At 71.1% G+C, this 22,949-nt stretch carries 19 protein-coding genes; 10 read left to right on the top strand and 9 right to left on the bottom strand.

Translation table 11 applies throughout. From position 1 onward, the window contains the following. Window positions 1-552: 552 nt before the first annotated feature. Complete coding sequence (locus QUG98_RS05005; RefSeq protein ID WP_289469514.1) at window positions 553-1,557, bottom strand: LacI family DNA-binding transcriptional regulator; 1,005 nt, start codon at window positions 1,555-1,557, stop codon at window positions 553-555. A 161-nt stretch (window positions 1,558-1,718) separates the two neighbouring features. Here QUG98_RS05005 and QUG98_RS05000 point away from each other — a divergent pair, with 161 nt between their 5' ends. Next, on the top strand, window positions 1,719-3,989 hold the full coding sequence (locus QUG98_RS05000; protein ID WP_289469513.1) for a glycoside hydrolase family 127 protein: 2,271 nt from the start codon (window positions 1,719-1,721) through the stop codon (window positions 3,987-3,989). Between the two features lie 150 nt (window positions 3,990-4,139). Here the strand turns inward: QUG98_RS05000 and QUG98_RS04995 are convergent, their stop codons facing one another. Then, window positions 4,140-5,189, bottom strand: coding sequence for a LacI family DNA-binding transcriptional regulator (locus tag QUG98_RS04995; RefSeq protein WP_289469512.1), 1,050 nt, complete (start codon window positions 5,187-5,189; stop codon window positions 4,140-4,142). Window positions 5,190-5,370: 181 nt separating this feature from the next. Between QUG98_RS04995 and chvE the strand changes: the two genes are divergently transcribed. The 3 genes from chvE to mmsB all read left to right on the top strand — a co-directional run bounded on the left by chvE (window position 5,371) and on the right by mmsB (window position 9,373). After that, the gene (chvE, locus tag QUG98_RS04990) at window positions 5,371-6,504 is read left to right on the top strand and encodes a multiple monosaccharide ABC transporter substrate-binding protein (RefSeq protein WP_058730078.1); all 1,134 of its coding nucleotides are present in this window, start codon (window positions 5,371-5,373) and stop codon (window positions 6,502-6,504) included. A 150-nt stretch (window positions 6,505-6,654) separates the two neighbouring features. Beyond that, the gene (gene mmsA, locus QUG98_RS04985; RefSeq protein WP_289469511.1) at window positions 6,655-8,205 is read left to right on the top strand and encodes a multiple monosaccharide ABC transporter ATP-binding protein; all 1,551 of its coding nucleotides are present in this window, start codon (window positions 6,655-6,657) and stop codon (window positions 8,203-8,205) included. Further along, window positions 8,192-9,373: a multiple monosaccharide ABC transporter permease gene (gene mmsB / locus QUG98_RS04980; RefSeq protein ID WP_289469510.1), complete on the top strand. Its 1,182-nt coding sequence runs from the start codon at window positions 8,192-8,194 to the stop codon at window positions 9,371-9,373. Before mmsA ends, mmsB begins: the two co-directional genes overlap by 14 nt. 102 nt (window positions 9,374-9,475) lie before the next feature. Here mmsB and QUG98_RS04975 read toward each other — a convergent pair whose 3' ends face one another. Then, on the bottom strand, window positions 9,476-10,756 hold the full coding sequence (locus QUG98_RS04975; protein ID WP_289469578.1) for an alpha-amylase family glycosyl hydrolase: 1,281 nt from the start codon (window positions 10,754-10,756) through the stop codon (window positions 9,476-9,478). 127 nt (window positions 10,757-10,883) lie between these two features. Here QUG98_RS04975 and QUG98_RS04970 point away from each other — a divergent pair, with 127 nt between their 5' ends. The 3 genes from QUG98_RS04970 (at window position 10,884) to QUG98_RS04960 (ending at window position 12,720) form a co-directional block, all read left to right on the top strand. Further along, window positions 10,884-11,282 carry a DUF3253 domain-containing protein gene (locus QUG98_RS04970; RefSeq protein ID WP_289469509.1) on the top strand — a complete coding sequence of 133 codons (399 nt, stop codon included), beginning with the start codon at window positions 10,884-10,886 and terminating at the stop codon, window positions 11,280-11,282. A gap of 36 nt (window positions 11,283-11,318) precedes the next feature. Continuing rightward, window positions 11,319-12,413 carry an SDR family oxidoreductase gene (locus QUG98_RS04965; RefSeq protein ID WP_289469508.1) on the top strand — a complete coding sequence of 365 codons (1,095 nt, stop codon included), beginning with the start codon at window positions 11,319-11,321 and terminating at the stop codon, window positions 12,411-12,413. Window positions 12,414-12,543: 130 nt separating this feature from the next. Then, window positions 12,544-12,720, top strand: coding sequence for a CsbD family protein (locus QUG98_RS04960; RefSeq protein WP_152999032.1), 177 nt, complete (start codon window positions 12,544-12,546; stop codon window positions 12,718-12,720). Window positions 12,721-12,816: 96 nt separating this feature from the next. On the opposite strand, the gene QUG98_RS04955 is transcribed toward QUG98_RS04960, so the two are convergent. Both QUG98_RS04955 and QUG98_RS04950 read right to left on the bottom strand, forming a co-directional pair. After that, window positions 12,817-13,890: a spore photoproduct lyase family protein gene (locus tag QUG98_RS04955; protein WP_289469507.1), complete on the bottom strand. Its 1,074-nt coding sequence runs from the start codon at window positions 13,888-13,890 to the stop codon at window positions 12,817-12,819. 29 nt (window positions 13,891-13,919) lie between these two features. Further along, complete coding sequence (locus QUG98_RS04950) at window positions 13,920-14,948, bottom strand: phosphatase domain-containing protein (RefSeq protein ID WP_289469506.1); 1,029 nt, start codon at window positions 14,946-14,948, stop codon at window positions 13,920-13,922. Window positions 14,949-14,989: 41 nt separating this feature from the next. Here QUG98_RS04950 and QUG98_RS04945 point away from each other — a divergent pair, with 41 nt between their 5' ends. Beyond that, entirely contained in the window at window positions 14,990-15,292 is a 303-nt protein-coding gene (locus QUG98_RS04945) for a biopolymer transporter Tol (RefSeq protein ID WP_289469505.1), read from the top strand. Window positions 15,293-15,481: 189 nt separating this feature from the next. Here QUG98_RS04945 and QUG98_RS04940 read toward each other — a convergent pair whose 3' ends face one another. The 4 genes from QUG98_RS04940 to QUG98_RS04925 all read right to left on the bottom strand — a co-directional run bounded on the left by QUG98_RS04940 (window position 15,482) and on the right by QUG98_RS04925 (window position 20,788). Further along, window positions 15,482-17,356, bottom strand: coding sequence for a glycoside hydrolase family 35 protein (locus tag QUG98_RS04940; RefSeq protein ID WP_289469504.1), 1,875 nt, complete (start codon window positions 17,354-17,356; stop codon window positions 15,482-15,484). A 75-nt stretch (window positions 17,357-17,431) separates the two neighbouring features. Further along, on the bottom strand, window positions 17,432-18,763 hold the full coding sequence (locus QUG98_RS04935) for an ABC transporter substrate-binding protein (protein ID WP_289469503.1): 1,332 nt from the start codon (window positions 18,761-18,763) through the stop codon (window positions 17,432-17,434). 100 nt (window positions 18,764-18,863) lie between these two features. Further along, on the bottom strand, window positions 18,864-19,856 hold the full coding sequence (locus QUG98_RS04930; RefSeq protein ID WP_289469502.1) for a carbohydrate ABC transporter permease: 993 nt from the start codon (window positions 19,854-19,856) through the stop codon (window positions 18,864-18,866). After that, window positions 19,853-20,788, bottom strand: coding sequence for a carbohydrate ABC transporter permease (locus tag QUG98_RS04925; protein ID WP_137767941.1), 936 nt, complete (start codon window positions 20,786-20,788; stop codon window positions 19,853-19,855). Before QUG98_RS04925 ends, QUG98_RS04930 begins: the two co-directional genes overlap by 4 nt. A 227-nt stretch (window positions 20,789-21,015) precedes the next feature. Here QUG98_RS04925 and QUG98_RS04920 point away from each other — a divergent pair, with 227 nt between their 5' ends. Both QUG98_RS04920 and QUG98_RS04915 read left to right on the top strand, forming a co-directional pair. Further along, a complete protein-coding gene (locus tag QUG98_RS04920; protein WP_289469577.1) occupies window positions 21,016-22,005 on the top strand; it encodes a LacI family DNA-binding transcriptional regulator in 990 nt (329 codons plus the stop codon). 81 nt (window positions 22,006-22,086) lie between these two features. Then, window positions 22,087-22,944 (top strand): 3-hydroxyacyl-CoA dehydrogenase, encoded by an 858-nt coding sequence (locus tag QUG98_RS04915; protein WP_289469501.1) that lies wholly within the window; start codon window positions 22,087-22,089, stop codon window positions 22,942-22,944. Window positions 22,945-22,949 lie beyond the last annotated feature (5 nt).

Below are 22,949 nucleotides of genomic sequence, written 5' to 3'. Positions count from 1 at the left end.
CGTCGACCCCGGCGCCACCCTCGCCGAGCGGGCACGATCTGTCACGCTCGACGCCCCTGGCCGACACGTCTCGCCCGCTCGACGCCCCGCACGCGGCACGTCCTGCCCGTTCGGGATCGTGGCCCATCGCGCTCGCCGGCAACTTCCCGTCGCAGCTCGCCGGCAACTTCCCGTCGCAGGACTTGCCGCTCGACTTCCCCGCAGACGGCATGTCGTGCGACCGGAACATCTCCGGGCGGCATGTCGTGCGACCGGAACATCCCCGGGCGGCAGGTGGTGCGACGGGGACACGCCCGCTCCACTCGGCCTGCTCGTGCGACCGGCCACGCTCGCTTCGCCCGGCCTGCTCGTGCGACCGGCCACGCTCGCTTCGTCCGGCTTGCTCGACATCCGCGCAGGTTCCGGTGCGACGACGCCCCGTGGGCGCGCGTTCCGGTGCCACGACTTGCCGCCGGTGATCGCCCTCGTCGCACGACCTGCCGTTGCAGGCGGAACTGAGCGGCAGGTCGTGCGACGAGAATGCTAGGACAGCCGGGCAGCCGCGCAGCCGGGCTACGCGCCGACGGTGCTCTCGCGGACGACGAGCGACGGGGTCACGGCCGTCGATGCCGGACGCCCGCCCGCCACGAGCTCGAGCAGCGCCCGCCCCGCGATCCGCCCGAGCTCATCGAGCCGCATGTCGACGGTGGTCAGCGGCGGCCGTGATGCGAGCGCCACCACGTCCCAGTCGTCGTACCCGGTCACCGCGACGTCGTCCGGCACCGACCGCCCGGTCTCACGCAGCCGGTCGCACACGCCACGGGCGATCTGGTCGTTGCCGCACAGCACGGCGTCGACCGCCGACGACGACCGGTCGAGCAGGTCGACGGCCTGCCGCCCCCATCGCTCGGACCACTCCCCGTGCACCGGAGCGCCGACCATCCGGTCCCCGAGCGCCACCGCGGCCCCTCGTGCCCGCTCCACGGCGGACCGTGCCTCCTCCGGCCCGGTCACCACCGCGATCCGTCGGCGCCCGAGGCCGAGCAGGTGCGTGGCCGCCGCCGCGGCACCGGCGGCGTCGTCGAGGGTGATCGACACGTCGGACGGGTCGGTCGAGGGCGTCAGCGCGTAGACGACGGGGACCGGCAGCGGCACCTCGATCGACAGCCGGGCATCGGCGGACCGGCCGGTGACGACGATCCCGTCGACGCCACGGGCGACGAGCGAGCGGAGGTAGTGGGCCTCGCGGACGTGGTCGTCGCGGGTGTCACCGACGAGGACCATCATCTCGCCGGCCGACAGGGCGTCCTCGGCCCCGAGCAGCACCGGCATGGTGAACCGTCCGAACGAGTCCGTCGTGATCATCCCCACCGTGAACGTGCGGCCGGACGACAGGGCCCGTGCGCGCGCGTCGCCGACGAAGCCGAGCTTCTCGGCGGCGTCCTTCACCCGACGACGGGTCTCCTCCCGCAGCTGCCCGGTGTCGTTGAGCGCCTTCGAGGCGGTCCCGATCGACACCCCGGCGAGTGCCGCGACGTCGGTGATGCGGACGGACCGGGTGGTGTGCTCGACGGCCACGGCAACGTCCTTTCCGACGGGGTGTTCCCGAGGAGACTACCGCGGCAGGCCCGGCGGGCGGCGCTCGGCAGACCCTTCCGGACGTCTGCCGACTGCCGTACCGTCGCACGCGGAAAGCGCTTTCCGTACGGACGGCCACCAGTCAGACGCAAGGAGGCGCCATGACCACCACGACCGGCACGACCCCGCGGGCCAGCGGCACCGGCGGAGCCCCGCAGGCGGGCGACGCCGGCACGACCCCGCGGGCCAGCGGCACCGATGCCACCGGCGGGACCCCGCAGGCGGGTGCCACCGGCACCACCCCGCCGGCCATCCCGGCGACCGGCAGCCGCCCGCGCACCGCGACCCCGGCCCTCCCGACCGCCGGTGCAGACCTGGTGTTCCGTCCGCTCCCCGCCGGCGACGCCCGGATCACCGGCGGCTCCTGGGCCCTGCGCCAGGACCGCAACGGGCGCGATGCGATCCGGAGCGGCCACGAGCGGCTCGAGGCAGCCGGAAACTTCCGGAACCTCCGGATCGCGGCCGGCGACGAGCAGGGCGAGGTCGTGGGGCCGATCTTCATGGACTCCGACGTGACGAAGTGGCTCGAGGCCGTCGCATGGGAGTACGGCCGCGCTCCCGCCCAGGACCTGCTCGACCTGCAGCGCGAGGTCACCGCCCTCTACGCCCGCGCCCAGGCCGCGGACGGCTACGTCGACTCCGTGCAGCAGGTGCGCGGGAACGGCGAGCGCTACGTCGACCTGAAGTGGAGCCACGAGCTGTACTGCGCCGGGCACCTGTACCAGGCCGCGGTCGCGCAGCACCGGGCGACGGGTGACACCGGCCTGCTCGACGTCGCGACGAGGAACGCCGACCACCTCGTCGCCACCTTCGGGCCGGGCGACGACCACACGCAGGACGTCGACGGTCACCCGGTCGTCGAGTCGGGACTCGTCGAGCTGTACCGCGAGACCGGCACCCGCGCATACCTCGACCTGGCGCACTGGTTCGTCGACGCCCGGGGACACGGGATCATCGAGCGTGCCGGCGGCGAACCGACGTACTTCTCGGACCGGGTCCCGGTCCGCGAGGCGACCACCGTCGAGGGCCACGCCGTCCGCGCGGTCTACCTCGCCGCCGGCGCCGTGGACGTCGCGATCGAGACCGGCGACGCCGAACTCCTGGCTGCGAGCGAACGGCAGTTCGCCGACATGCAGGCGACGAAGGCGTTCATCACGGGTGGCCTCGGCGCACGCTGGGACTGGGAGGCGTTCGGCGACCCGTACGAGCTCCCCACCGACCGCGGCTACGCCGAGACCTGCGCCGCGATCGGTGGCGTCCAGTGGGCGTGGCGCCTGCTGCTCGCGACCGGCAAGCCCGTCTACGCCGACGCGATCGAACGCCTGCTGTACAACGCGTTCCTGCCCGGGGTGAGCCTTGCGGGCACCGAGTACTTCTACGTCAACCCGCTGCAGCACCGCGACGGCGCACACCCGGACGAGAACCGCTCCCCCGCGCACGGTCGCCGCGGTTGGTTCGACTGCGCCTGCTGCCCGCCGAACATCATGCGCACGTTCGCGAGCCTCGACGGGTACCTGGCGACCGTGACCGACGGCGGCCTGCAGGTCCACCAGTACGCGGACGCCGACCTCGGCCCCGTCCGCGTCGACACCGGGTACCCGCACGACGGCCGCGTCGTCGTCACGGTGACCCAGGACGGTCCGCTGGCCCTCGGGTTGCGCATCCCCGCCTGGTCCGACGTCACGACCGTCACCGGTGCCGGCGGCGAGGCGCGCCCCGCCCCCGGCACCCTGCACGTGGTCGAGCGTGACTGGACCGCCGGCGACACCGTCGAGCTCGCCTTCGACACGACACCGCACCGGTACGTCGCCGACCCGCGCATCGACGCGGCCCGCGGGCAGGTCGCCATCGAGCGCGGCCCGCTCGTCTACGCCGTCGAGCAGGCCGACCAGCAGGGCTTCACGGTCGACGACCTGGCGGTCGACCCCGACGCCGAGCTCACCGAGGAGCGCCGTGACGACCTGCTCGACGGGGTCGTCACGCTGCGCGTGCCGGGGTTCGCTCCGGCGCGGCACGAGCAGGCAGCGTGGCCGTACCGTCGACTCGACCGGCCGGGAGGCGCGACCCACCCCGCCGACGCCACCACCGGCACCGGGACGGCCGGCTCCACGGCCGCGGGCAGCTCCGCCGCGGGTGCCACCGTCGCCGACGCAACCACCGTCGCCGACGCGACCACCCCCGCGACCGCAGCGGGCACCGCCGACGCAACCACCGTCGCCGACGCGACCACACCCGCGACCGCAGCCGGTACCGCGGACGCGGCCACGGGCCTCCCGGCCGGCGCGCCCGTCACCGCGATCGCGGTGCCCTACTACGCCTGGGCCAACCGAGGGCCCGACCCGATGCGCGTCTGGCTCCCGCTCGCCCGCTGAGGTCGGCGCCACCCGGGTCGCACGACATGCCGTCAGCAGCCGCGACGGACGGCGCGTCGTGCGACCTGAACGGCAGCACACGGCAGGTCGTGCGACCGCAAGCGAGACGACGGGGAGCCCGACGACCGGGACCGCGACCCGCGCGACCACTCAGGCGGAGCGGCGCACCACGAGCTCGGGCAGCAGCAGCGTCTCGTCGCGGGGCTCCCCCTCGACCACGGCCACGACCGCCTCGAGCACCCGCTGCCCCATCGCCATGAAGTCCTGCCGCACGGTCGTGAGCGGCGGGGTGAAGTGCGCCGCCTCGGGGATGTCGTCGAACCCGACCACGGCGATGTCGTCCGGCACGCGGAGTCCCTCATCGGCGAAGGCGTGGAGCACCCCGAGCGCCATCTGGTCGTTCCCGGCGAAGACGGCGTCGACCGCGTGCACGTCGATCGTCCGCGCCGCCGCGAACCCGCTGGCCGGGGTCCAGTCGCCGTCGAGCACGACGGGCTCGAGCCCCGCCTCGCGCATGATCCGGGCGTAGGTCTCACGACGCACCTCGGACTCCTGCGACACCGCGGGTCCGGCGATGTGCACCACCCGACGGTGCCCGCGGGCGAACAGGTGCTCCATGACGAGCGTGGTACCGGCAGCCTGGTCGATCGCGACGGCGGCGACGCTGCGCGCTGCGGGGGTCCGGACCGCATCGCGCTGCACGGCGTTCGCGACGACCACGGGGACGGTGACCGGGATCGTCAGCGATGCGAGGGCGTCGAGCACGCGGTTGTCGGCCGCGACCAGCACGATCGCTGCGACGTCCTGGGCGAGCAGCGTGGTGAGCGCGCCGGACAGGTCCACGGGTCGCGGGTCGTCCGGCAGCGTCGAGAGCAGCACGTGGTACCCGGCCGACCGGGCGGCCCGCTCGAACCCGACCGCGGTGCTCGACGGTCCGTAGAGCGCGTCGCCCGCGGTGATGATGCCGAGCGCACGACTCCGCCCACCGGCCAGGGCCCTGGCGGCCGCACGGGGCCGGTACCCGAGCTCCGCCACGGCGTCCGTGACCTGCGATCGGTAGGCGTCGCGGACGGTGGGGTCGCCGTTGATCACCCGGGAGACGGTCTGGTGCGAGACGCCCGCGCGCTCGGCGACGTCGAAGATCGTCGGGGCCTTGCGGCGTCTGCCGCCGGGCCCCCCGAGCGCGGTCGTCGTGGTCACCTGGCCGAGCGTAGCGCCAGGTCCGCTCGGCGCAACAACATCTCGGAACGGTCACGACGAGTTGACACCCCGGAACGGAACCCTCAGTATGTGAGCGCTCACACGAGCGAATCCCACGGGGCACAGCAGCCCCAGCACCCGAGCGCGTCGAGGACGACGCGAGAGGAACAGAGGTACTTCGATGATGAAGCGCAAGGTCATCGCGGGGGTCGCGGCCCTCGGCATCGCGTTCTCCCTGGCAGCCTGCTCGGCCGGCGGCCGTGCAGCGACCACCGGCGGCGGCGACACCGCGGACGGCAACAAGGGCGCCCTGGTCGGCGTCGCGATGCCGACCAAGGTCTCCGAGCGGTGGATCAAGGACGGCGACGCCGTCAAGAGCGACCTCGAGAAGGCCGGCTACAAGGTCGACCTCGAGTACGGCGACAACAAGGTCCAGCAGCAGGCCCAGCAGGTCAGCAACATGATCACCAAGGGCGCGAAGGTCCTGATCATCGCGTCGATCGACGGTGGGGCACTGTCCGACCAGCTCGACCAGGCGGCGAAGGCCGGCATCAAGGTCATCTCCTACGACCGCCTGCTCACCGGCAACAAGAACGTCGACTACTACGTGTCGTTCGACAACTACAAGGTCGGCGTCGACCAGGCCACGTCGCTGCTCACGGGCCTCGGCGTGCTCGACGACAAGGGCGAGAAGACCGGCAAGAAGGGCCCCTTCAACATCGAGGTCTTCGCCGGCTCGCTCGACGACAACAACGCCGGGTTCTTCTTCAACGGCGCGATGGACACCCTCAAGCCGTACCTCGAGGACGGCACGCTGAAGATCGGCTCCGGCCAGGACCAGCTCTCGCAGGCCGCCACGCAGCAGTGGGACCCGGCGACCGCCAAGGCCCGCATGCAGAACCTCGTCGCGTCGACGTACTCCGGCGGCACGAAGCTCGACGGCGTGCTCTCGCCCTACGACGGCATGTCGATCGGCATCATCTCGGCCCTGCAGGGCGCCGGCTACGGCTCGGGTGACCGCCCGCTGCCGATCGTGACCGGTCAGGACGCCGAGGCCGCCTCGGTCAAGTCGATCATCGCGGGTCAGCAGTACTCCACCATCTACAAGGACACGCGCAAGCTCGCGAAGCAGTCCGTGACGATGGCCGAGGACCTGCTCTCCGGCAAGACCCCCGAGGTCAACGACACCAAGAGCTACGACAACAAGGTCAAGGTCGTCCCGACCTACCTGTTCCAGCCCACGGTGGTGACGAAGGCCAACTACAAGGAGGTCCTCGTCGACAGCGGGTACTACACCGAAGCCGACCTCAAGTAGGTCCCCCGACCCGCGGCCGGCGCACGCCGGCCGCGGGAGCGACACGGTCGCAACCACTCACAGGACTGGAGGCGCGGTGCACCCGGCGCACCGCGCCTCCAGTCCGTCTCCACCCGCGCCCAGGCGCGCAACGACGGAAAGGCGGTCCACATGGCGGACACCATCCTCGAGATGCGGGACATCACCAAGACCTTCCCCGGTGTGAAGGCGCTGCAGGGCGTCTCGATCGAGGTCGAGCGCGGGCAGGTCCACGCGATCTGCGGCGAGAACGGCGCCGGCAAGTCGACCCTGATGAAGGTGCTGTCGGGCGTCTACCCGCACGGCTCCTTCGACGGCGAGATCCTGCTCGACGGCAAGCCGGTGCAGTTCGGTGACATCAACGACTCCGAGAAGGCGGGCGTGGTGATCATCCACCAGGAGCTCGCACTCAGCCCGTTCCTGTCCATCGCCGAGAACATCTTCCTCGGCAACGAGCGCGTCAAGGGCGGGCTCATCGACTGGAACCAGACGAACCTCGAGGCGGCGGCGCTGCTCAAGCGCGTCGGGCTCAAGGACAACCCGGTCACCAAGGTCACCGACATCGGTGTCGGCAAGCAGCAGCTCGTCGAGATCGCGAAGGCGCTGTCGAAGGAGGTCCGGCTCCTCATCCTCGACGAGCCGACCGCCGCACTGAACGACGACGACTCGGAGCACCTGCTCGACCTCATCCGCTCGCTGCAGGCCGAGGGCATGACGGCGATCATCATCAGCCACAAGCTGAACGAGATCAAGGCGATCGCGGACAAGGTCACGATCATCCGCGACGGCAAGACCATCGAGACGCTCGACATGCACGCCGACGACGTCTCCGAGGACCGGATCATCCGCGGCATGGTCGGGCGCGACCTGTCCAGCCGCTACCCGGAGCGCGAGCCGAAGATCGGCGAGGAGCTCCTGCGCATCGAGGACTGGACCGTCCACCACCCGCTCGACGGCTCCCGCGAGATCATCCACCAGGTCAACCTCAACGTCCGCGCGGGCGAGGTCGTCGGCATCGCCGGCCTGATGGGCGCCGGCCGCACCGAACTCGCGATGAGCGTCTTCGGGCACTCGTACGGCACCGGCATCTCCGGCACCGTCTACAAGCGCGGCGTGCCCATCAAGACGAACACGGTGACGCGGGCGATCGACAACGGCATCGCGTACGCCACCGAGGACCGCAAGCGGTACGGCCTCAACCTCATCGACGACATCAAGCGGAACATCTCCGGCTCGGCGCTCGGCAAGCTCGCCGACTGGGGCTTCGTGAACGCGTCGAAGGAGACCACCGTCGCCGGCGGCTTCCTGAAGAGCATGAACATCAAGGCGCCGAACGTCGACGCCGTCACGGGCAAGCTCTCCGGCGGCAACCAGCAGAAGGTCGTCCTGTCGAAGTGGATGTACGCCGACCCGGACGTGCTCATCCTCGACGAGCCGACCCGCGGCATCGACGTCGGCGCGAAGTACGAGATCTACACGCTCATCAACGACCTGGCGGGCCAGGGCAAGGGCGTCATCGTGATCTCGTCCGAGCTGCCCGAGCTGCTCGGCATCTGCGACCGCATCTACACACTCTCCGAGGGCACGATCACGGCCGACGTGCCCCGCTCCGAGGCCACCCCAGAGGTCCTCATGCAGTACATGACCCAGGAACGGGAGACCCCTGTCAATGAACGCGCTTAAGTCCGCCGTCGGCTACCTCACCGGGCAGCTCCGACAGATCGGCCTGTTCATCGCGCTGATCGTCATCGTCATCTTCTTCCAGGTGGCGACGAGCGGCATCACCCTGGCCCCGATCAACGTCTCGAACTTGATCGTCCAGAACAGCTACATCCTCATCCTCGCCATCGGCATGGTGATGGTCATCATCGCCGGCCACATCGACCTCTCCGTCGGGTCGGTCGTCGCCTTCAGCGGCGCGATGGCCGGTGTGATGATCACGCAGTGGGGACTCCCCTGGCCCGTCGCGGCGGTCCTCTGCCTGGTCGTCGGTGCCCTCGTCGGCGCCTGGCAGGGCTTCTGGATCGCGTACTTCGGGATCCCGGCGTTCATCGTGACGCTCGCGGGCATGCTCGCCTTCCGCGGTGCCACCCAGATCGTGCTGCAGAACCAGCAGATCTCGCCGTTCCCGGAGGGCTTCCGCTCGCTCGGCTCCGGCTTCCTGCCGTCGTTCGGCACCACGGGCTACGAGCCGCTCACGATGATCCTCGGCATCGCGGCCGCCGCCGTCATGGTGATCACTGCGTTCCGCGGCCGGATCACGCGTCGCAAGTACCAGCTCGAGAGCGAGCCGTTCGCCTGGTTCATCGTGAAGACGGCCTTCGGTGCCGCCCTCGTGATCTACGTGGCGCTGCTCCTCGCCAGCTACAACGGCACCCCGATCGTGCTCGTCGTGCTCGGTCTGCTCGTGGTCATCTACTCGGTGGTCATGCGCAGCTCGGTGTTCGGTCGCCACGTCTACGCGATCGGCGGCAACGCCCTCGCCGCGCAGCTGTCCGGCGTGAAGACGAAGCGCGTCACGTTCCTGCTCTTCGTGAACATGGGCGTCATCGCGGCCCTGGCGGGCGTGGTCTTCACCGGCCAGCTCAACCTGGCCGCCCCGGGTGCCGGCAACGGCTTCGAGCTCGACGCCATCGCGGCCGTGTTCATCGGTGGCGCCGCGGTCACCGGCGGCATCGGTACGGTGCCGGGCGCGATCGTCGGTGGTCTCATCATCGGCATCCTGAACAACGGCATGTCGATCCTCGGTGTCGGCACCGAGTACCAGTCGCTCATCAAGGGCCTGGTGCTGCTCGCCGCCGTCGCGTTCGACGTGTTCAACAAGCGCCGGGCGGCGTCCGCGCGCAAGTAGGACTGGCTCTCCTGCCCCGAGACTCGGGCTGAGCGACACATCTCGCGCCGATCGGTGCGAGAACGGTCACCCAGCCCGAGTCTCGTTCTGTACGTGGGAGCGTCAGGCCGTCAGGACGGCCCACCCGGCGGCCGGGAGGCGCAGGGTCCCGTCCCGCAGGTCGCCACCGCCCGCCTCGACCCGCGTCGCGTCGGCCGCGGGCACCTCGACCGGGTCGTCCGCCAGGTTCAGGGCGGTCACCACCGCCGCGTCCGCCGTCGCCGTCCGCAGCACCACCGCGGTGTTGGTCAGGTGCACCACGTCGGTGTGCGCGCGGTGCAGCCAGGGGTTCCGCCGCCGCAGGGCGATCAGGGCCTCGTGCACGTGGGTCAGACCGGTCGGCGCGGGCGGGGCCGCCGGGAGCTCCGGGCGGACGGCGTCGTCGCCGCCCTCGCGCTCCTCCTTGACCGCCGTCCAGCCGTACTCGTCGCCCGCGTACACGACCGGCGTCCCCGCGACGGTGAACAGCACCGCTGCGGCGTGGCCGGCGAACCGCTCCCCCACCGCGCTCGCGATGCGGGTGACGTCGTGGTTGCCGACGAAGGTCGTGGGCACGAACGCGGGGAGCAGGGCGTCGTGGCGCTCGACGGCGTGGGCGAGCTCGAAGCAGTTCCGGTCGGCGATGCCGTGCCAGACGGCCTGCCACAGCTCGTACTGCGTGGTCGAGTCCATCGTCGACGCCTGCACGATCGCGGCAGCGTCCCCGTGGATGACCTCACCGCTCCACCATGCGTCCGGGAAGCGCTCGCGCACCCGGGGCAGCACCCGTGCCCAGAACGACGGTGGTACGGCGTAGGCCGCGTCGAGCCGCCACCCGTCGATCCCACGGTCGAGCCAGTACGTCATCACCTCGACGACCAGGTCCTCCGCTGCCCGACCGTCGTGGTCGAGGGCGACGAGGATGTCGTGCCCCTCGAAGTCACGCACCGGCACGGGGTCACCGGCCTGCCACCCGGACCGCTCCACCGCGAACAGCTCGGCGGTCGGGGCACCGGGCCCCTGCTCCTCGAGGGCTCGGAACGCCGGGTGCTCGCGTCCGACGTGGTTGAAGACCCCGTCGAGCACCACGCGGATCCCGCGCTCGTGCGCCGCGGACACGAGCGCGGCGAGGTCGGACTCGTCGCCGAGCCGCGGATCGATCCGGAAGTGGTCCACCGTGTCGTAGCCGTGCGTCGAGGATGCGAAGACCGGACCGAGCAGCAGCCCGTTCAGCCCGAGGTCCACCACGTGGTCGAGCCACGGTACGAGCCGCTGGAGGCGGTGTTCGACCGGGCGGTCGTCGACCGGGGTCGACGGACGGACCTCGGCACCGACCGCGCCGAGCGGGTACACGTGCCACCACATCGCGTGCTCGACCCACGCGGGTTCGGCGGGACGGACGGGGGTGGTGTCGTCGTCGTTCACCGCTCCGATCGTGCCAGCCGAGCCTGGGCTGTGGGTCGTGTCGGAACGCAGGACGAGGATGGTGCCCATGGGACGAGCGATCCGGACCGCCGCAGACGCCTCGGCGTCGGAACTGACACACGCGGAACGCACCTGCGCGTCGTGCGGTCGGCGGATGCCGTCGTCGGCCTCCCCCGACGCGAAGTGGTGCTCGGCAGCCTGCCGGAAGCACGGCGTGGACGCCACGGACCGCGCCCTCGAACAGCGGATCGACGAACTGCTCGCCGCGCGCTCGCGGTCCTCGAGCATCTGCCCGTCCGAGGTCGCACGGTCCCTCGAACCCGACGACTGGCGGCCCCTGATGGAACCCGCACGACGGGCAGCGCGTCGCATGGTCGCCCGGGGCGAGGTCGAGATCACCCAGAACGGGAACGTCGTCGACCCGTCGACCGCGAAGGGCCCGATCCGGATCCGCCGCCCCCGGTAGGGAACACGTGTCGCGCGTGTACGTTGCACCACCACGATGACGAACACCACCGAACCGACCCCTGCCCGCCCCGGAGCCCTCGTCGTGGGGGCCAGCGGCATCACCGGCTCCGCCCTCGTCGACCACCTGCTCGCGCTCGGGTGGGACGTGACCGCGCTCTCCCGGCGTCCGCTCGCCCGCGACGGTGTGCGCACCGTCGCTGCCGACCTCCGCGACCCGGGCTCCCTGACCACCGCGCTCGCGGACGAACGGCCGACACACGTGTTCTTCACCGCGTGGCAGCGGCAGGAGACCGAGGCCGAGAACATCCGCGTCAACGGCGGGATGGTGCGCGACCTGCTCGCCGCCCTTGCCCACGCGCCGCTGGAGCACGTCGCCCTGGTCACCGGCCTGAAGCACTACCTCGGCCCGTTCGAGGCGTACGCCGCGGGCGAGATGCCGGACACGCCCTTCCACGAGGAGGAGCCGCGCCTCGACACCCCGAACTTCTACTACGCGCAGGAGGACGAGCTCTTCGCCGCTGCCGAGCGCCAGGGGTTCACCTGGTCGGTGCACCGCTCGCACACGGTGATCGGCCACGCGGTCGGCAACGCCATGAACATGGGCCTCACCATCGCCGTGCAGGCCACCCTGGCGAAGGAGCTCGGCCTCGACTTCGTGTTCCCGGGCAGCGAGGCGCAGTGGAACGGCCTGACGGACATGACCGACGCCGGCATCCTCGCCGAGCACATGGTCTGGGCGGCCACCAACCCCGAGGGCGCCGACGAGCCCTTCAACGTGGTGAACGGCGACGTCTTCCGGTGGCGGTGGATGTGGCCGCGGCTCGCCGCGCACCTGGGCGTCGACCCGGCTCGGGTGGTGGGCTACCAGGACCGCCCGCGGCCGCTCGAGGAGCAGATGACCCCGCACGAGGGTGCGTGGGCCGGCATCGCCGAGCGGTACGGACTGGTCGAGTCGGACATCACGCGACTGGCGTCGTGGTGGCACACCGACGCCGACCTCGGTCGCGCCATGGAGGTCGTCACCGACATGGGCAAGAGCCGTGACGCCGGGTTCACCGCGTTCCGACGGACCGAGCGGGCGTTCACCGACCTGTTCGACCGGTACCGCGCCGAGCGGCTCGTCCCGTAGTCGTACCCCGGTCGACCCGGTCGGGGTACACGAACCTCCGACCGGGCCGCGAGCCTGCCGAAGCGGCGTGGTTGTCTCGGTTCCACAGGCGCCGGGGACCCTCGGCGGTTCCCGGAGGAAGGAAGACACCATGTCGCTCGGAGACAAGGCCAAGGACGTCACGCAGAAGGTCGTCGGCAAGGTCGAGGAGGCCGTCGGCAAGAAGACCGACGATGCGGAGCTCACCCACCAGGGCCAGAAGGACCAGGTCATGGGCGAGGGTCGCCTCGACAAGGAGAAGGCCAAGGACGCGTTCGACGGCAAGTGATCGTCGACCACCGCTGACGCCCGTACCGCTCGTCGGTGCGGGCGTTCGCTGTGTCCGGCGCGGTCGTGCGCGCCGCATCCGCTCGGCCGAGGCGGTTCAGAAGGCGTAGCGGATGCGGCAGGACGGCAGGTGCTCGGCCACGAGCTCGCGGAACCGCTCGACCAGCTGTCCCTTCATGCCGGACCGGTAGCGCACGTTGACGGCGCCGTTCTGCGAGACCTTCTGCTCCTGCAGGTCCGGGCGCCAGAGCAGGTCCTCGGCCTTCGGGTGCCAGCCGAGGTTGACCTCGTGCAGCGGCTGGTTGTGGGTCAGGAAGATCACCTCGGCCGCGAGCTGCGCCTTGGCCGCGGGTGACAGCACGTCGTCGACCTGCCGCAGCAGCTCGGCCCAGTCGGACTCCCACGTCGGCGTGAGGATGACCGGCGAGAAGTTGAGGTGCACCTCGTACCCCGCGTCGACGAAGTCGTTCACTGCGGCGATGCGCTCGGCGATCGGGCTCGTGCGGATGTCGGTGACCTTCGCGGTCTCGTGGGGCATGAGCGAGAACCGGATGCGCGTGCGACCCATCGGGTCCCAGTCGAGCAGGTCGCGATTGACGTACTTCGTCGCGAAGGACGCCTTGGCCGTGGGCGTCATCCGGAAGAGGTCGCAGAGGTCGCGCACGTTGTCGCTGATCATCGCATCGACGGAGCAGTCGCTGTTCTCGCCGATGTCGTAGACCCAGGCGTCCGGGTCGCACTGGTTCGGCTCGGTCTTCGGTCCCTGCTTCGCGATGTTCCGCGCGACGTGCTTGGTGATCTGCTCGATGTTCGCGAAGACCGTCACCGGGTTCGAGTAGCCCTTGCGCCGTGGCACGTAGCAGTAGGCGCACGCCATCGCGCAGCCGTTCGCGGTCGAGGGGGCGATGAAGTCCGCGGAGCGCCCGTTCGGTCGGGTGACGAGCGACTTCTTCACGCCGAGCACCAGCGCTTCGGTCTTGATCCGGACCCAGCGCTGCACGTTCCGCTCGTCACCGTGCACCTCGGGGATGTTCCAGTGCGACGCCACCGGCACGATCTCGGCGTCGGGCCACCGCCCGAGCACCTCCTGTCCACGAGGGAGCTCGAGGGCGGCGTCCTCGGCGTAGATCCGCTTGACGTCGAGCATGGGGCGCACGCGTGGTTCCGTCATCGGCACCTGTCTACCGCCGACCACCGACGCTACGGGCTCCGCCGCCCACCCAGCGCAGCACGGAGCAGGGGCAGGAGCGCATGTCCGTCGCGACCGCGGACGACGGGGACGCCGGCGACGTCGGTCGCGTCGTCGACCACCGGGGCGTCGGGTGCGACCTGGCGCAGCGCGATCGCGTCGACCGACGCCGGGTGGGCGCGGGCGAACGCCTCGTAGAGCTCCGGGTCGTGCTCGCCGTCGTCGCCGACGAGGACCCAGGACACCTCGGGCAGGTCCTCGTGCAGGCGCACGAGCGAAGACCGCTTGTGCGCCCGGCCGTCCCGGAACCAGCGGGTCGGCTCGACGCCCCAGTCGGTCATCAGCACGGCGCCCGCCGGGAAGCCCTTCTTCCGCAGGAAGCGTGTCACGACCCCGGCGAAGTTCCAGGGACCGTTGCTGAGGTACACGACGGCGGCCCCCCGCTGACTCCGTGCCGCCTCGTGGACGAGAGCCGCCATGCCGGGCACCGCTTCGCGGGTCGAGCTCGTGCCGAACAGTGTTCGCCGTGCCGCCTGCAGCGGGTGGCCGATCCCGGTCACCCACACGGTGTCGTCGATGTCGCACACGACGCCGTGCCCTCCGGTGACGACGTGGACCGGGACGCGGACGGCGACGCGACGGCCGACGGACAGCCTCGCGTCCACCGGACCGTCGCCGAGTGGTGCGTGCACGGGCACCGTGACGTCCACCAGGCCTGCCGGGTCGCTCGCCACGACCGTGGTCGTGCCGGCGAACTCGACACGGACCTCGGTGTCCGGGCACTCCAGGGTCAGCAGGCGCCGCCACGCAGCGATGCCACGACGGGCGGCGGGGTCGACCCCGGCCGGTGCGAGCACGACGCGGGCGAGGACTCGGGCACCCTCGGGGCTCGCGTACCCGGAGTACGGCAGGAGCGCCGGGCGCCACCCGACGCGCTCGGCCACCGCGGAGAGTGCCCGACGGAGCGTCGTCTCCGCCCCGTACGCGATCGAGACGGCCCCCTGTCGGACCGGGCGCGGGACGCGGAGGAAGGGAGCCACCGATCCACCCTACGCACGGTCGACGGTGCAGACTCGGTGCCATGACCGCCGAGCCCGACGACCACTTCTTCGTCGTCGACGGCCGACGGTGGCGCCGCACCGACCCCGCGCTGCCCGAGGAGCTCGCCGCCGCCCTCCGCTCGCACCTGGGCCGCGGACGCAACGCCGTGCGGACCGCGAAGCGCGTGGGCGACGACGAGGCCCTCGCGGCGGCACGGCAGCGCAACGGCCTGGCGAAGCACGGCCTCGGCGAGCGCGGGCCCGAGTGGTGGACCCGACCCGAGGCCGACCGCATCGCCGACGCGCGCCGTGCCCTGGACGACCTCGACGCCCTCGACGCCTGACGCCGCGCCTGACCCTCCGCGCTCCCCCGCGAGGCCCGGCTCCGCGGCGTCACCCCGACGGGAACTCCGCGAGAGCGACAGTCTCCGCCCGATGTTCGGCGTGAGACTGTCGCTTCGGCGGAACGGACGCGGGGCGGGACGGCCGAGTGCGAGACGGACCAGCGCTCGGACGACGGCCGGCCGCCCCCGCTACGCCTCGGTGTGGCCCAGGTCGGGCCCGAGGAGCATGCACACCGAGCGGGACGCCGACGCGTGCAGTTCGAACACGACGACCTCGTTCCGACCGCTCCGGAGCACCGGCCCCGGCACGGCCAGGGTCTTCTGGGGTCCCCGCGACCAGTACCGCCCGAGGCAGAACCCGTTCACCCACGCGACGCCCTTGCGGAAGCCGTCGAGCGACAGGTACCGGTCCTCGGTGGACGACAGGTCGAACGACCCCGCGGCGAGCACCGGGCCGGCGAGCACGTCGCCGTCGGACGTCGCCAGCGCGGCGAGCTGGTCGAGCGCAGCGGGTGCGATCGGGTCGAGCGCGAGCGGGGACGCCGACCACCGGGCGAGCGGCACACCGTCGACCGCCACTCCCCCGATCAGCCCCTTCGGCTCGCCGATGCGCGGCCCGTAGTCGACGCGCCCCTGGTCCTCGACGAGGAGCTCCAGCGTGCCGGTCACCGGCGGGAGCGCGATCGCACGGTCGTGGTGCTCGCGCTCCAGGACGCCGACGACGACGCCGTCCACGGACACGACCGCCCGGTCGCGGACCTCGGTGCCGACGGTCAGGACGCCGCCGTCCGGCAGGTCGACCTCGGTCCGGTACAGCACGAAGCCGCTGGCTGCGCCGAGGGTGTCGAAGGTCGGCGGCTCGTCGTGCGTGGACCACGCCGCGAGCGCAGGCAGCAGGGTGCGCAGGGGCGCGACGCGGTCGAGCCGGACGGCGACGTCCGCGGCGGACGCGGGACGAGCCTCCAAGCCGCCACCCGACACGACGGACGCACCCGACGTGACGGACGAACCCGGCCCCACGGACGCACCCGGCTCGCCCAGCACGCCCGACCCACCGGGCTCCATCGACGCCGGCAGCGGCGGGACGGGGGCGTACCGCTCGATCACCGACCGGAAGGCGTGGAACTTCGGCGTGGGCCGACCGGCCTCGTCGAGCGGCGCGTCGTAGTCGTACGACGTCGCGATCGGTCGGTACACACCCTTGTCGTTGGCGCCGTTCGTGAAGCCGAAGTTCGTGCCGCCGTGGAACATGTAGATGTTCACCGAGCCGCCGGCGGCGAGCAGGTCGTCGAGGTCCGTCGCCGAGGCCGCAGCGGGTGTGGTGTGGTGGTGCTCGCCCCAGCTGTCGAACCAGCCGTCCCAGAACTCCGAGCACATCAGCGGTCCGGTCGGCTGTGCCCGGCGGAGTCGCTCGAGCCGTTCCGTGGACCGCGACCCGAAGGAGCCGGTCTTGTGCAACGAGGGCAGCGACCCGTCCTCGAGCATGGTGCCCATCGGCTGGTCGACGCTCGTGAACGGGACGGTCAGCCCGATGTCGCGGTGCATCTGCTCGAGCGCACGCAGGTAGGACGCGTCCGAGCCGTACGCGCCGTACTCGTTCTCGACCTGCACGAGCACGATCGGCCCGCCCTGGTCGATCTGCCGCGGCACGAGGACCGGCGCGAGCTGCTCGAGGTAGTCGCGCACGGCGGCCAGGAACCCGGGCTCGTTCCGCCGGACCCCGACGGTGCCGTCGGCGAAGAGCCAGTACGGCAGGCCGCCGTTCGACCACTCGGCGCAGATGTAGGGCCCGGGGCGGACGATGGCGTGCATGCCCTCGGCGGCGACGAGGTCGAGGAAGCGGCCGAGGTCGAGTCCGCCCTCGAGGCTGAAGGTCCCCGGCTGGGGCGCGTGCGCGTTCCAGGCGACGTAGGTCTCGATGGTGTTGAGGCCCATCAGCCGCGCCTTGCGGATGCGGTCCTGCCAGAGGTCCGGGTGCACGCGGAAGTAGTGGATCGCGCCGGACAGGACCCGGTGCGGCTCGCCGTCGAGCAGGAAGTCGGAGTCGCCGATGGCGAAGCGCATGGTGTGTCTCTCTCGTACGACGGGGCCGTGCGGACGTGGTGTCCGCACGGCCCCGGGGTGTGGGGAACGCGGGTGTTACTTGCTCTCGACCGTGAAGCCCTGGTCCTTGCCGTACTTCACGAGGACCTTCTGCCAGGCCTCGAGACCGCTCTCGAGCGAGGTGCCGTTCTGGTACGCCTGGCCGACGGTGTCGGCGTAGACGCTGTTCGCGTACACCTGGTACGGCAGGTAGGTGAAGTCGTTCGCCGAGGTCTTCGAGGCGTCGACGAGGACCTTGTTGATGTCCTGGCCGCCGAAGTACTCCGGCGTCTCGTTCAGGAACGAGCTCGAGTCGAGGTCGGCGGTGGTCGACGGGAAGCCGCCGGACTGCATGAAGACCTTCGTGGACTCCTCAGACGAGTTCAGCCACTTGAGGAAGCCGGCGGCCAGGGCCGGGTTCTTCGACTGCTTCATGACGACCTCGGAGCTGCCGCCGTTGCTGGCAGTCTGGGCCTTGCCGCCGTCGTAGGTCGGCATCGGGGCGACGCGCCAGTCACCCTTGGCGTCCGGCACGCTGGCCATCAGGTTGCCGGGCATCCAGGCGCCGGTGACCATCGTGGCGATCTCGCCGTTGCCGAGCTGCTTGTACCAGTCGTCGGTCCAGCCGGTGGTCTTCGACAGCAGGCCCTGCTCGACGAGCTGGTCCCAGGTCTTCGCCCACTTCTGCGAGCCGGCGTCGTGCAGGTCGATGGTGATCTTGTCGCCGTCGGTCGTGAACGGGGTGCCACCGGCCTGGGCGATCATGCTCGTGGTGAAGCCGGCGTCACCGGAGTCCGCCGCGATGTACTTCGACGGGTCGGCCTCGTGCAGCTTCTTGGCCGCCGCGATGTACTCGTCCCACGTCGACGGCACCTCGATGCCGTACTCGTCGAAGACCTTCTTGTTGTAGAACAGCGCCATGGGGCCCGAGTCCTGCGGCAGCCCGTAGACCTTGCCGTCCATGGCGACGTTGCTCCAGGTGCCCTTCGAGAACTTGCTCTCGAGGTCGCCGAACCCGTACGACGACAGATCGACGAGCGAGTCGGACAGGGCGAACTGCGGCAGCGCGTAGTACTCGACCTGGGCGACGTCGGGCGCACCCGAGCCGGCCTTGATCGTGTTCTGCAGCTTCGTGTACTGGTCGGCGCCGGTGCCGGCGTTGACGAGCTTGACCGTCACCTTCGGGTACTGCTTCTCGAAGGCGGCGACCTGCTCCTTGGCGGAGGGGGTCCAGGACCAGTAGGTCAGCGTGCCGCCGTCCTTCAGGGCCTTGTCGATGTCGTCGGCCGAGCCGCCGGCGGAGCTGCCGGAGGCGCAGGCGGTCATCGCGATGGCGGCGGTGACGCCGATGGCGAGGGCGCTGAGCCCGCGCCGGAGACGCTTGTTCATGGATTGCCTTCCACTTCTTCGTGATCTGGGGCTGGGTGGTGCTGCTGTGTGCCGGTCGGGAGGCGCGTGGCGGGCTGCCGTGTGCCTCCTGTCCGTTGGGTCAGGCCTTGACGGACCCGGCCGCGAGGCCGGACTGCCAGAAGCGCTGGAGGAAGAGGAACGCGACCACGATCGGGATGATCGTGAGGAGCGATCCGGTGACGACGAGGTTGTAGATCGGCTGTGCGCCGGAGCCGGTGGCCTGCGCGTTCCACTGGTTGAGGCCGACCGTGAGGGGGTACCACTTCGGGTCGCTGAGCATGATGAGCGGCAGGAAGTAGTTGTTCCAGGTGGCGACGACCGCGAAGAGCAGGACGGTGACGACGCCGGGGGTGAGGAGCTTCAGCGCGATGGTGAAGAAGATCCGGAACTCGCCGGCGCCGTCCATGCGGGCGGCCTCGATGAGCTCGGTCGGGATCGCGTCGATCGCGTAGGTCCAGATGAGGTACATGCCGAACGGGCTGATGAGCGACGGCAGGATGATCGCCCACGGGGTGTTCGTCAGGCCGAACTGCGAGAAGAGCAGGAAGGTCGGGACGGCGAGGGCGGTGCCGGGGACGGCGATCGCGCCGAGGACGACCGCGAAGACCGCGCGGCGGCCGGGGAACTGGAACTTCGCCATGCCGTAGCCGGCGACCGTGGCGAGCAGGGTCGCGCCGCCGGCCCCGACGACCACGTACAGCAGCGTGTTGCCGAGCCACTGCATGAAGATGCCGTCGTTGTAGGTGAGCGTGTCGACGATGTTCTGCCACAGGTTGAAGTCGCCGCCGAACCACAGACCGAACGTCGACAGCAGGGACGCCTGGGTCTTCGTGCTGTTCACCAGCAGGTAGAACAGCGGGGCGAACGAGTACACGACGAAGACGACCATCACGGCGGTCAGGAGACCGGAGCGCTTCACCTTGCGCCCGTCGACGGGCTTGCCCGCGCGGAGCGGCCGGGAGGCACGGGTCGCGCGGTCGCGCGGGTCGCGCTGGGTGGTGGTCGCCTCGGTGACCGTGGCCGGTCCGGTCCCGCCGGCGGGGCCGGTCGCGGGGTGCTGCAGGGTGCTCATCGGTTCTCCTGGCGGGTTCCGCGGACCTGGACGACGTAGGCGATCACGGCGGTGATGACGCCCATGACGATGGCGACGGTGGCGGAGTAGTTGAACTGCTGGCCGCTGAAGGACAGCGAGTAGGCGTACATGTTCGGGGTGAAGGCGCTTCCGATGACGTTCGGGGCGAGGGTCTTCAGCAGGTTCGGCTCGTTGAAGAGCTGGAAGCTGCCGATGATCGAGAAGATCGTGGCGATGACCATCGGGCCGCGCAGGGCGGGCAGCTTGATCGAGAAGACCGTGCGCAGCGGGCCGGCGCCGTCGAGCTCGGCGGCCTCGTAGAGCTCACCGGGGACGACGCGGAGGGCCGCGTAGAAGATCAGCATGTTGTAGCCGAGGAACTCCCACGTGACCACGTTGCCGATGGACGTGAGGACCCAGGTCGGGCTGAACGGCTGGAGCAGGTCGATGCCGAGCGCGCTGTTCGCGGCGCCGGTGAGACCGAACTGGTTGCCGTAGATGAAGCCCCAGATCAGGGCAGCGACGACGCCGGGCACCGCGTAGGGCAGGAACACCGCGATGCGGAAGAACCCGGTGCCCCAGAGCCGAGCGCTGTCGAGCGCGAGTGCTGCGACGAGGGCGAGGCCGAGCATGATCGGGACCTGCACGACGAGGAACAGTGCGACGCGGCCGAGGCCCGACCAGAACTGCGCGTCCTGGAACAGCTGCACGTAGTTGGCGAACCAGACGAACTGGTTGCCGCCGATGAGCTGGTCGCGGAACAGGCTGAGCCAGAGCGCGTAGCCGATCGGCACGATGAGCATCGCCACGAGGACGACGACGAAGGGGCCGACGAACAGCCAGCCGGTGTACCGCCCCCGGACCTTCGGGCGGCGAGCGGACGGCCGCGCGGGCGGTGCCGCCTCGGCCGGGCGCGCTGCGAGCGTGCTCATGTGACTCCCTTGTCTGCTGCGTTCGGGTTCCGGACCGTGCACCTGTCGGTGCGATCGGGTCGTGCCCTGCCTGCGCTGGCACCGATCCGGAGGACGTCGATGTTGACGTCAACATCGAACGACGCCACCGTAGCATGGCAACGTCAACATGCACTAGCGTTCGAGGACGCCGAACGGAGGGAACAGCGTTGTCGACCGACCTGACCGCACCGCGCCGCGCACCGTCGATGGCCGCCGTGGCCGATGCCGCCGGCGTCTCGATGCAGACCGTGTCGCGGGTCGCGCGGGGGTTCGACAACGTCAGCCCGGACACCCGCGACCGGGTCCAGCGCGCCATGGACGACCTCGGCTACCGCCCGAACCGCGCGGCGCGGGCACTGCGGTCCGGTCGCTTCCGGACCATCGGCGTGATCATGTTCACGCTCGCCTCGTTCGGCAACATGCGCACGCTCGAGGCCATCTCCGCCGCGGCGGCTGCGGCGGACTTCACCATCACCCTGCTGCCGATGGCGTCGCGCACCGGCGAGGGTGTCCGCACCGCACTCTCGCGGCTGCACGAGCAGGCGGTCGACGGCGTCGTGATCGTCATCGAGTCGCACATCATCGACACGGCCGAGGTCGTGCTGCCGAGCGGTGTCCCGCTCGTGGTGGTCGACTCGACGGGCACGACCGACCGTCCGTCGATCGACATCGACCAGGCCGAGGGTGCGCGGCTCGCCACACAGCACCTGCTCGACCTCGGGCACGAGACCGTCTGGCACGTCGCCGGGCCCTCGGCCTCGTACTCCGCCGAACGCCGACTGTCCGCGTGGCGGGAGACGCTGGAGCGCGCGGGTCGTGCCGTCCCACCGGTCTTCCCCGGCGGCTGGTCCACGGCCGACGGGCACCGCGCCGGACTGGAGATCGCGGCGCGCCCCGAGATCACCGCCGTCTTCGCGGTGAACGACCAGACCGCGCTCGGGGTGCTCCGGGCCGCGCACGAGGCCGGTCGGGCCGTGCCGGAGAGCCTGAGCGTCGTGGGCTTCGACGACTTCCCCGAGTCGGAGTCGTTCTGGCCGCCGCTCACCACCGTGCACCAGTCCTTCGACGAGGTCGGGCGCCGAGCGGTCGCGACGCTGCTCGCGCAGATCGAGGGAACGGCCGTCCGGACCTCGACGGACCTGGTGCCGGTCAGCCTGGTCGAGCGGGCGAGCACCGCACCCCCGCCGCGGGCCTGAGCGCTCCCGGCGGGCCTGGACGCTCGCGGCGGATCAGGCGGCCACCCGTGCGCTCCCGTGACGCAGGAGCAGACTGACCGCATGACCACCTTCAGCGCAGTGACCGTGCTCGGCGCCGGCGTCCTCGGCACCCAGATCGCCCTCCAGACCGCTCGACACGGCGTCCCCGTCGTCGTGTACGACATCAGCGAGGACGCGGTCGCCGCCGGTCGTGAGCGGCTCACCGGCATCGTCGAGCAGTACCTCGGCGACGTCGGGCAGGACGCCCGCCCGGACGCCGACGCGGCCGTCGCGCGGATCACCTTCGACACCGACCTCGCGCACGCCGTCGCCGCGGCGGACCTGGTCGTCGAGGCGGTGCCCGAGCGACTCGACCTGAAGCGCGACGTGTACGCACGCCTCGCCGAGGTCGCGCCGGAGCACACGGTCTTCGCGACCAACTCGTCGACCCTGCTGCCGAGTGCGATCGCCGACGCGACCGGACGCCCGGACCGCTTCCTCGCCCTGCACTTCGCGAACCACGTCTGGCGGCAGAACACCGCCGAGGTGATGGGCACCGAGCAGACCGACCCCGAGGTGTCCGAGCGGGTGGCGGCGTTCGCCGAAGCGATCGGGATGGTGCCGATCCGCCTGCACAAGGAGCAGCCGGGATACGTGCTCAACTCGCTGCTCGTACCGTTCCTCGACGCCGCCGCGGGCCTGGTGCTCCGCGGGGTCGCCGATCCGGAGACGGTCGACACGACCTGGCGGATCGGCACCGGTTCCCCGGTCGGCCCGTTCCAGATCTACGACGTCGTCGGACTGCGGACCGCGCACGCGATCGCGAGCGCCTCCCCGGAGCCGGGCGCGCAGGCGTGGGCGGCGTACCTGCAGTCCGAGTACCTCGACCACGGCAAGTACGGCGTCGAGTCGGGTGAGGGCTTCTACCGCTACCGCTGACGCGA

This window comes from Curtobacterium subtropicum (assembly GCF_030362975.1).
GTDB lineage: Bacteria > Actinomycetota > Actinomycetes > Actinomycetales > Microbacteriaceae > Curtobacterium > Curtobacterium subtropicum.
Note: the sequence above shows the minus strand (reverse complement) of the source record. Positions and strands in the feature narration are given on the sequence as shown.

Bases quoted from the DNA above. Each gene is read 5' to 3' on its own strand.
- QUG98_RS05000 (WP_289469513.1), top strand. From the start codon at position 1,719: ATGACCACCACGACCGGCACGACCCCGCGGGCCAGCGGCACCGGCGGA.
- chvE (WP_058730078.1), top strand. From the start codon at position 5,371: ATGATGAAGCGCAAGGTCATCGCGGGGGTCGCGGCCCTCGGCATCGCG.
- mmsA (WP_289469511.1), top strand. From the start codon at position 6,655: ATGGCGGACACCATCCTCGAGATGCGGGACATCACCAAGACCTTCCCC.
- mmsB (WP_289469510.1), top strand. From the start codon at position 8,192: ATGAACGCGCTTAAGTCCGCCGTCGGCTACCTCACCGGGCAGCTCCGA.
- QUG98_RS04975 (WP_289469578.1), bottom strand. From the start codon at position 10,756: ATGTGGTGGCACGTGTACCCGCTCGGCGCGGTCGGTGCCGAGGTCCGT.
- QUG98_RS04970 (WP_289469509.1), top strand. From the start codon at position 10,884: ATGGGACGAGCGATCCGGACCGCCGCAGACGCCTCGGCGTCGGAACTG.
- QUG98_RS04965 (WP_289469508.1), top strand. From the start codon at position 11,319: ATGACGAACACCACCGAACCGACCCCTGCCCGCCCCGGAGCCCTCGTC.
- QUG98_RS04960 (WP_152999032.1), top strand. From the start codon at position 12,544: ATGTCGCTCGGAGACAAGGCCAAGGACGTCACGCAGAAGGTCGTCGGC.
- QUG98_RS04955 (WP_289469507.1), bottom strand. From the start codon at position 13,890: ATGACGGAACCACGCGTGCGCCCCATGCTCGACGTCAAGCGGATCTAC.
- QUG98_RS04945 (WP_289469505.1), top strand. From the start codon at position 14,990: ATGACCGCCGAGCCCGACGACCACTTCTTCGTCGTCGACGGCCGACGG.
- QUG98_RS04940 (WP_289469504.1), bottom strand. From the start codon at position 17,356: ATGCGCTTCGCCATCGGCGACTCCGACTTCCTGCTCGACGGCGAGCCG.
- QUG98_RS04935 (WP_289469503.1), bottom strand. From the start codon at position 18,763: ATGAACAAGCGTCTCCGGCGCGGGCTCAGCGCCCTCGCCATCGGCGTC.
- QUG98_RS04930 (WP_289469502.1), bottom strand. From the start codon at position 19,856: ATGAGCACCCTGCAGCACCCCGCGACCGGCCCCGCCGGCGGGACCGGA.
- QUG98_RS04925 (WP_137767941.1), bottom strand. From the start codon at position 20,788: ATGAGCACGCTCGCAGCGCGCCCGGCCGAGGCGGCACCGCCCGCGCGG.
- QUG98_RS04920 (WP_289469577.1), top strand. From the start codon at position 21,016: ATGGCCGCCGTGGCCGATGCCGCCGGCGTCTCGATGCAGACCGTGTCG.
- QUG98_RS04915 (WP_289469501.1), top strand. From the start codon at position 22,087: ATGACCACCTTCAGCGCAGTGACCGTGCTCGGCGCCGGCGTCCTCGGC.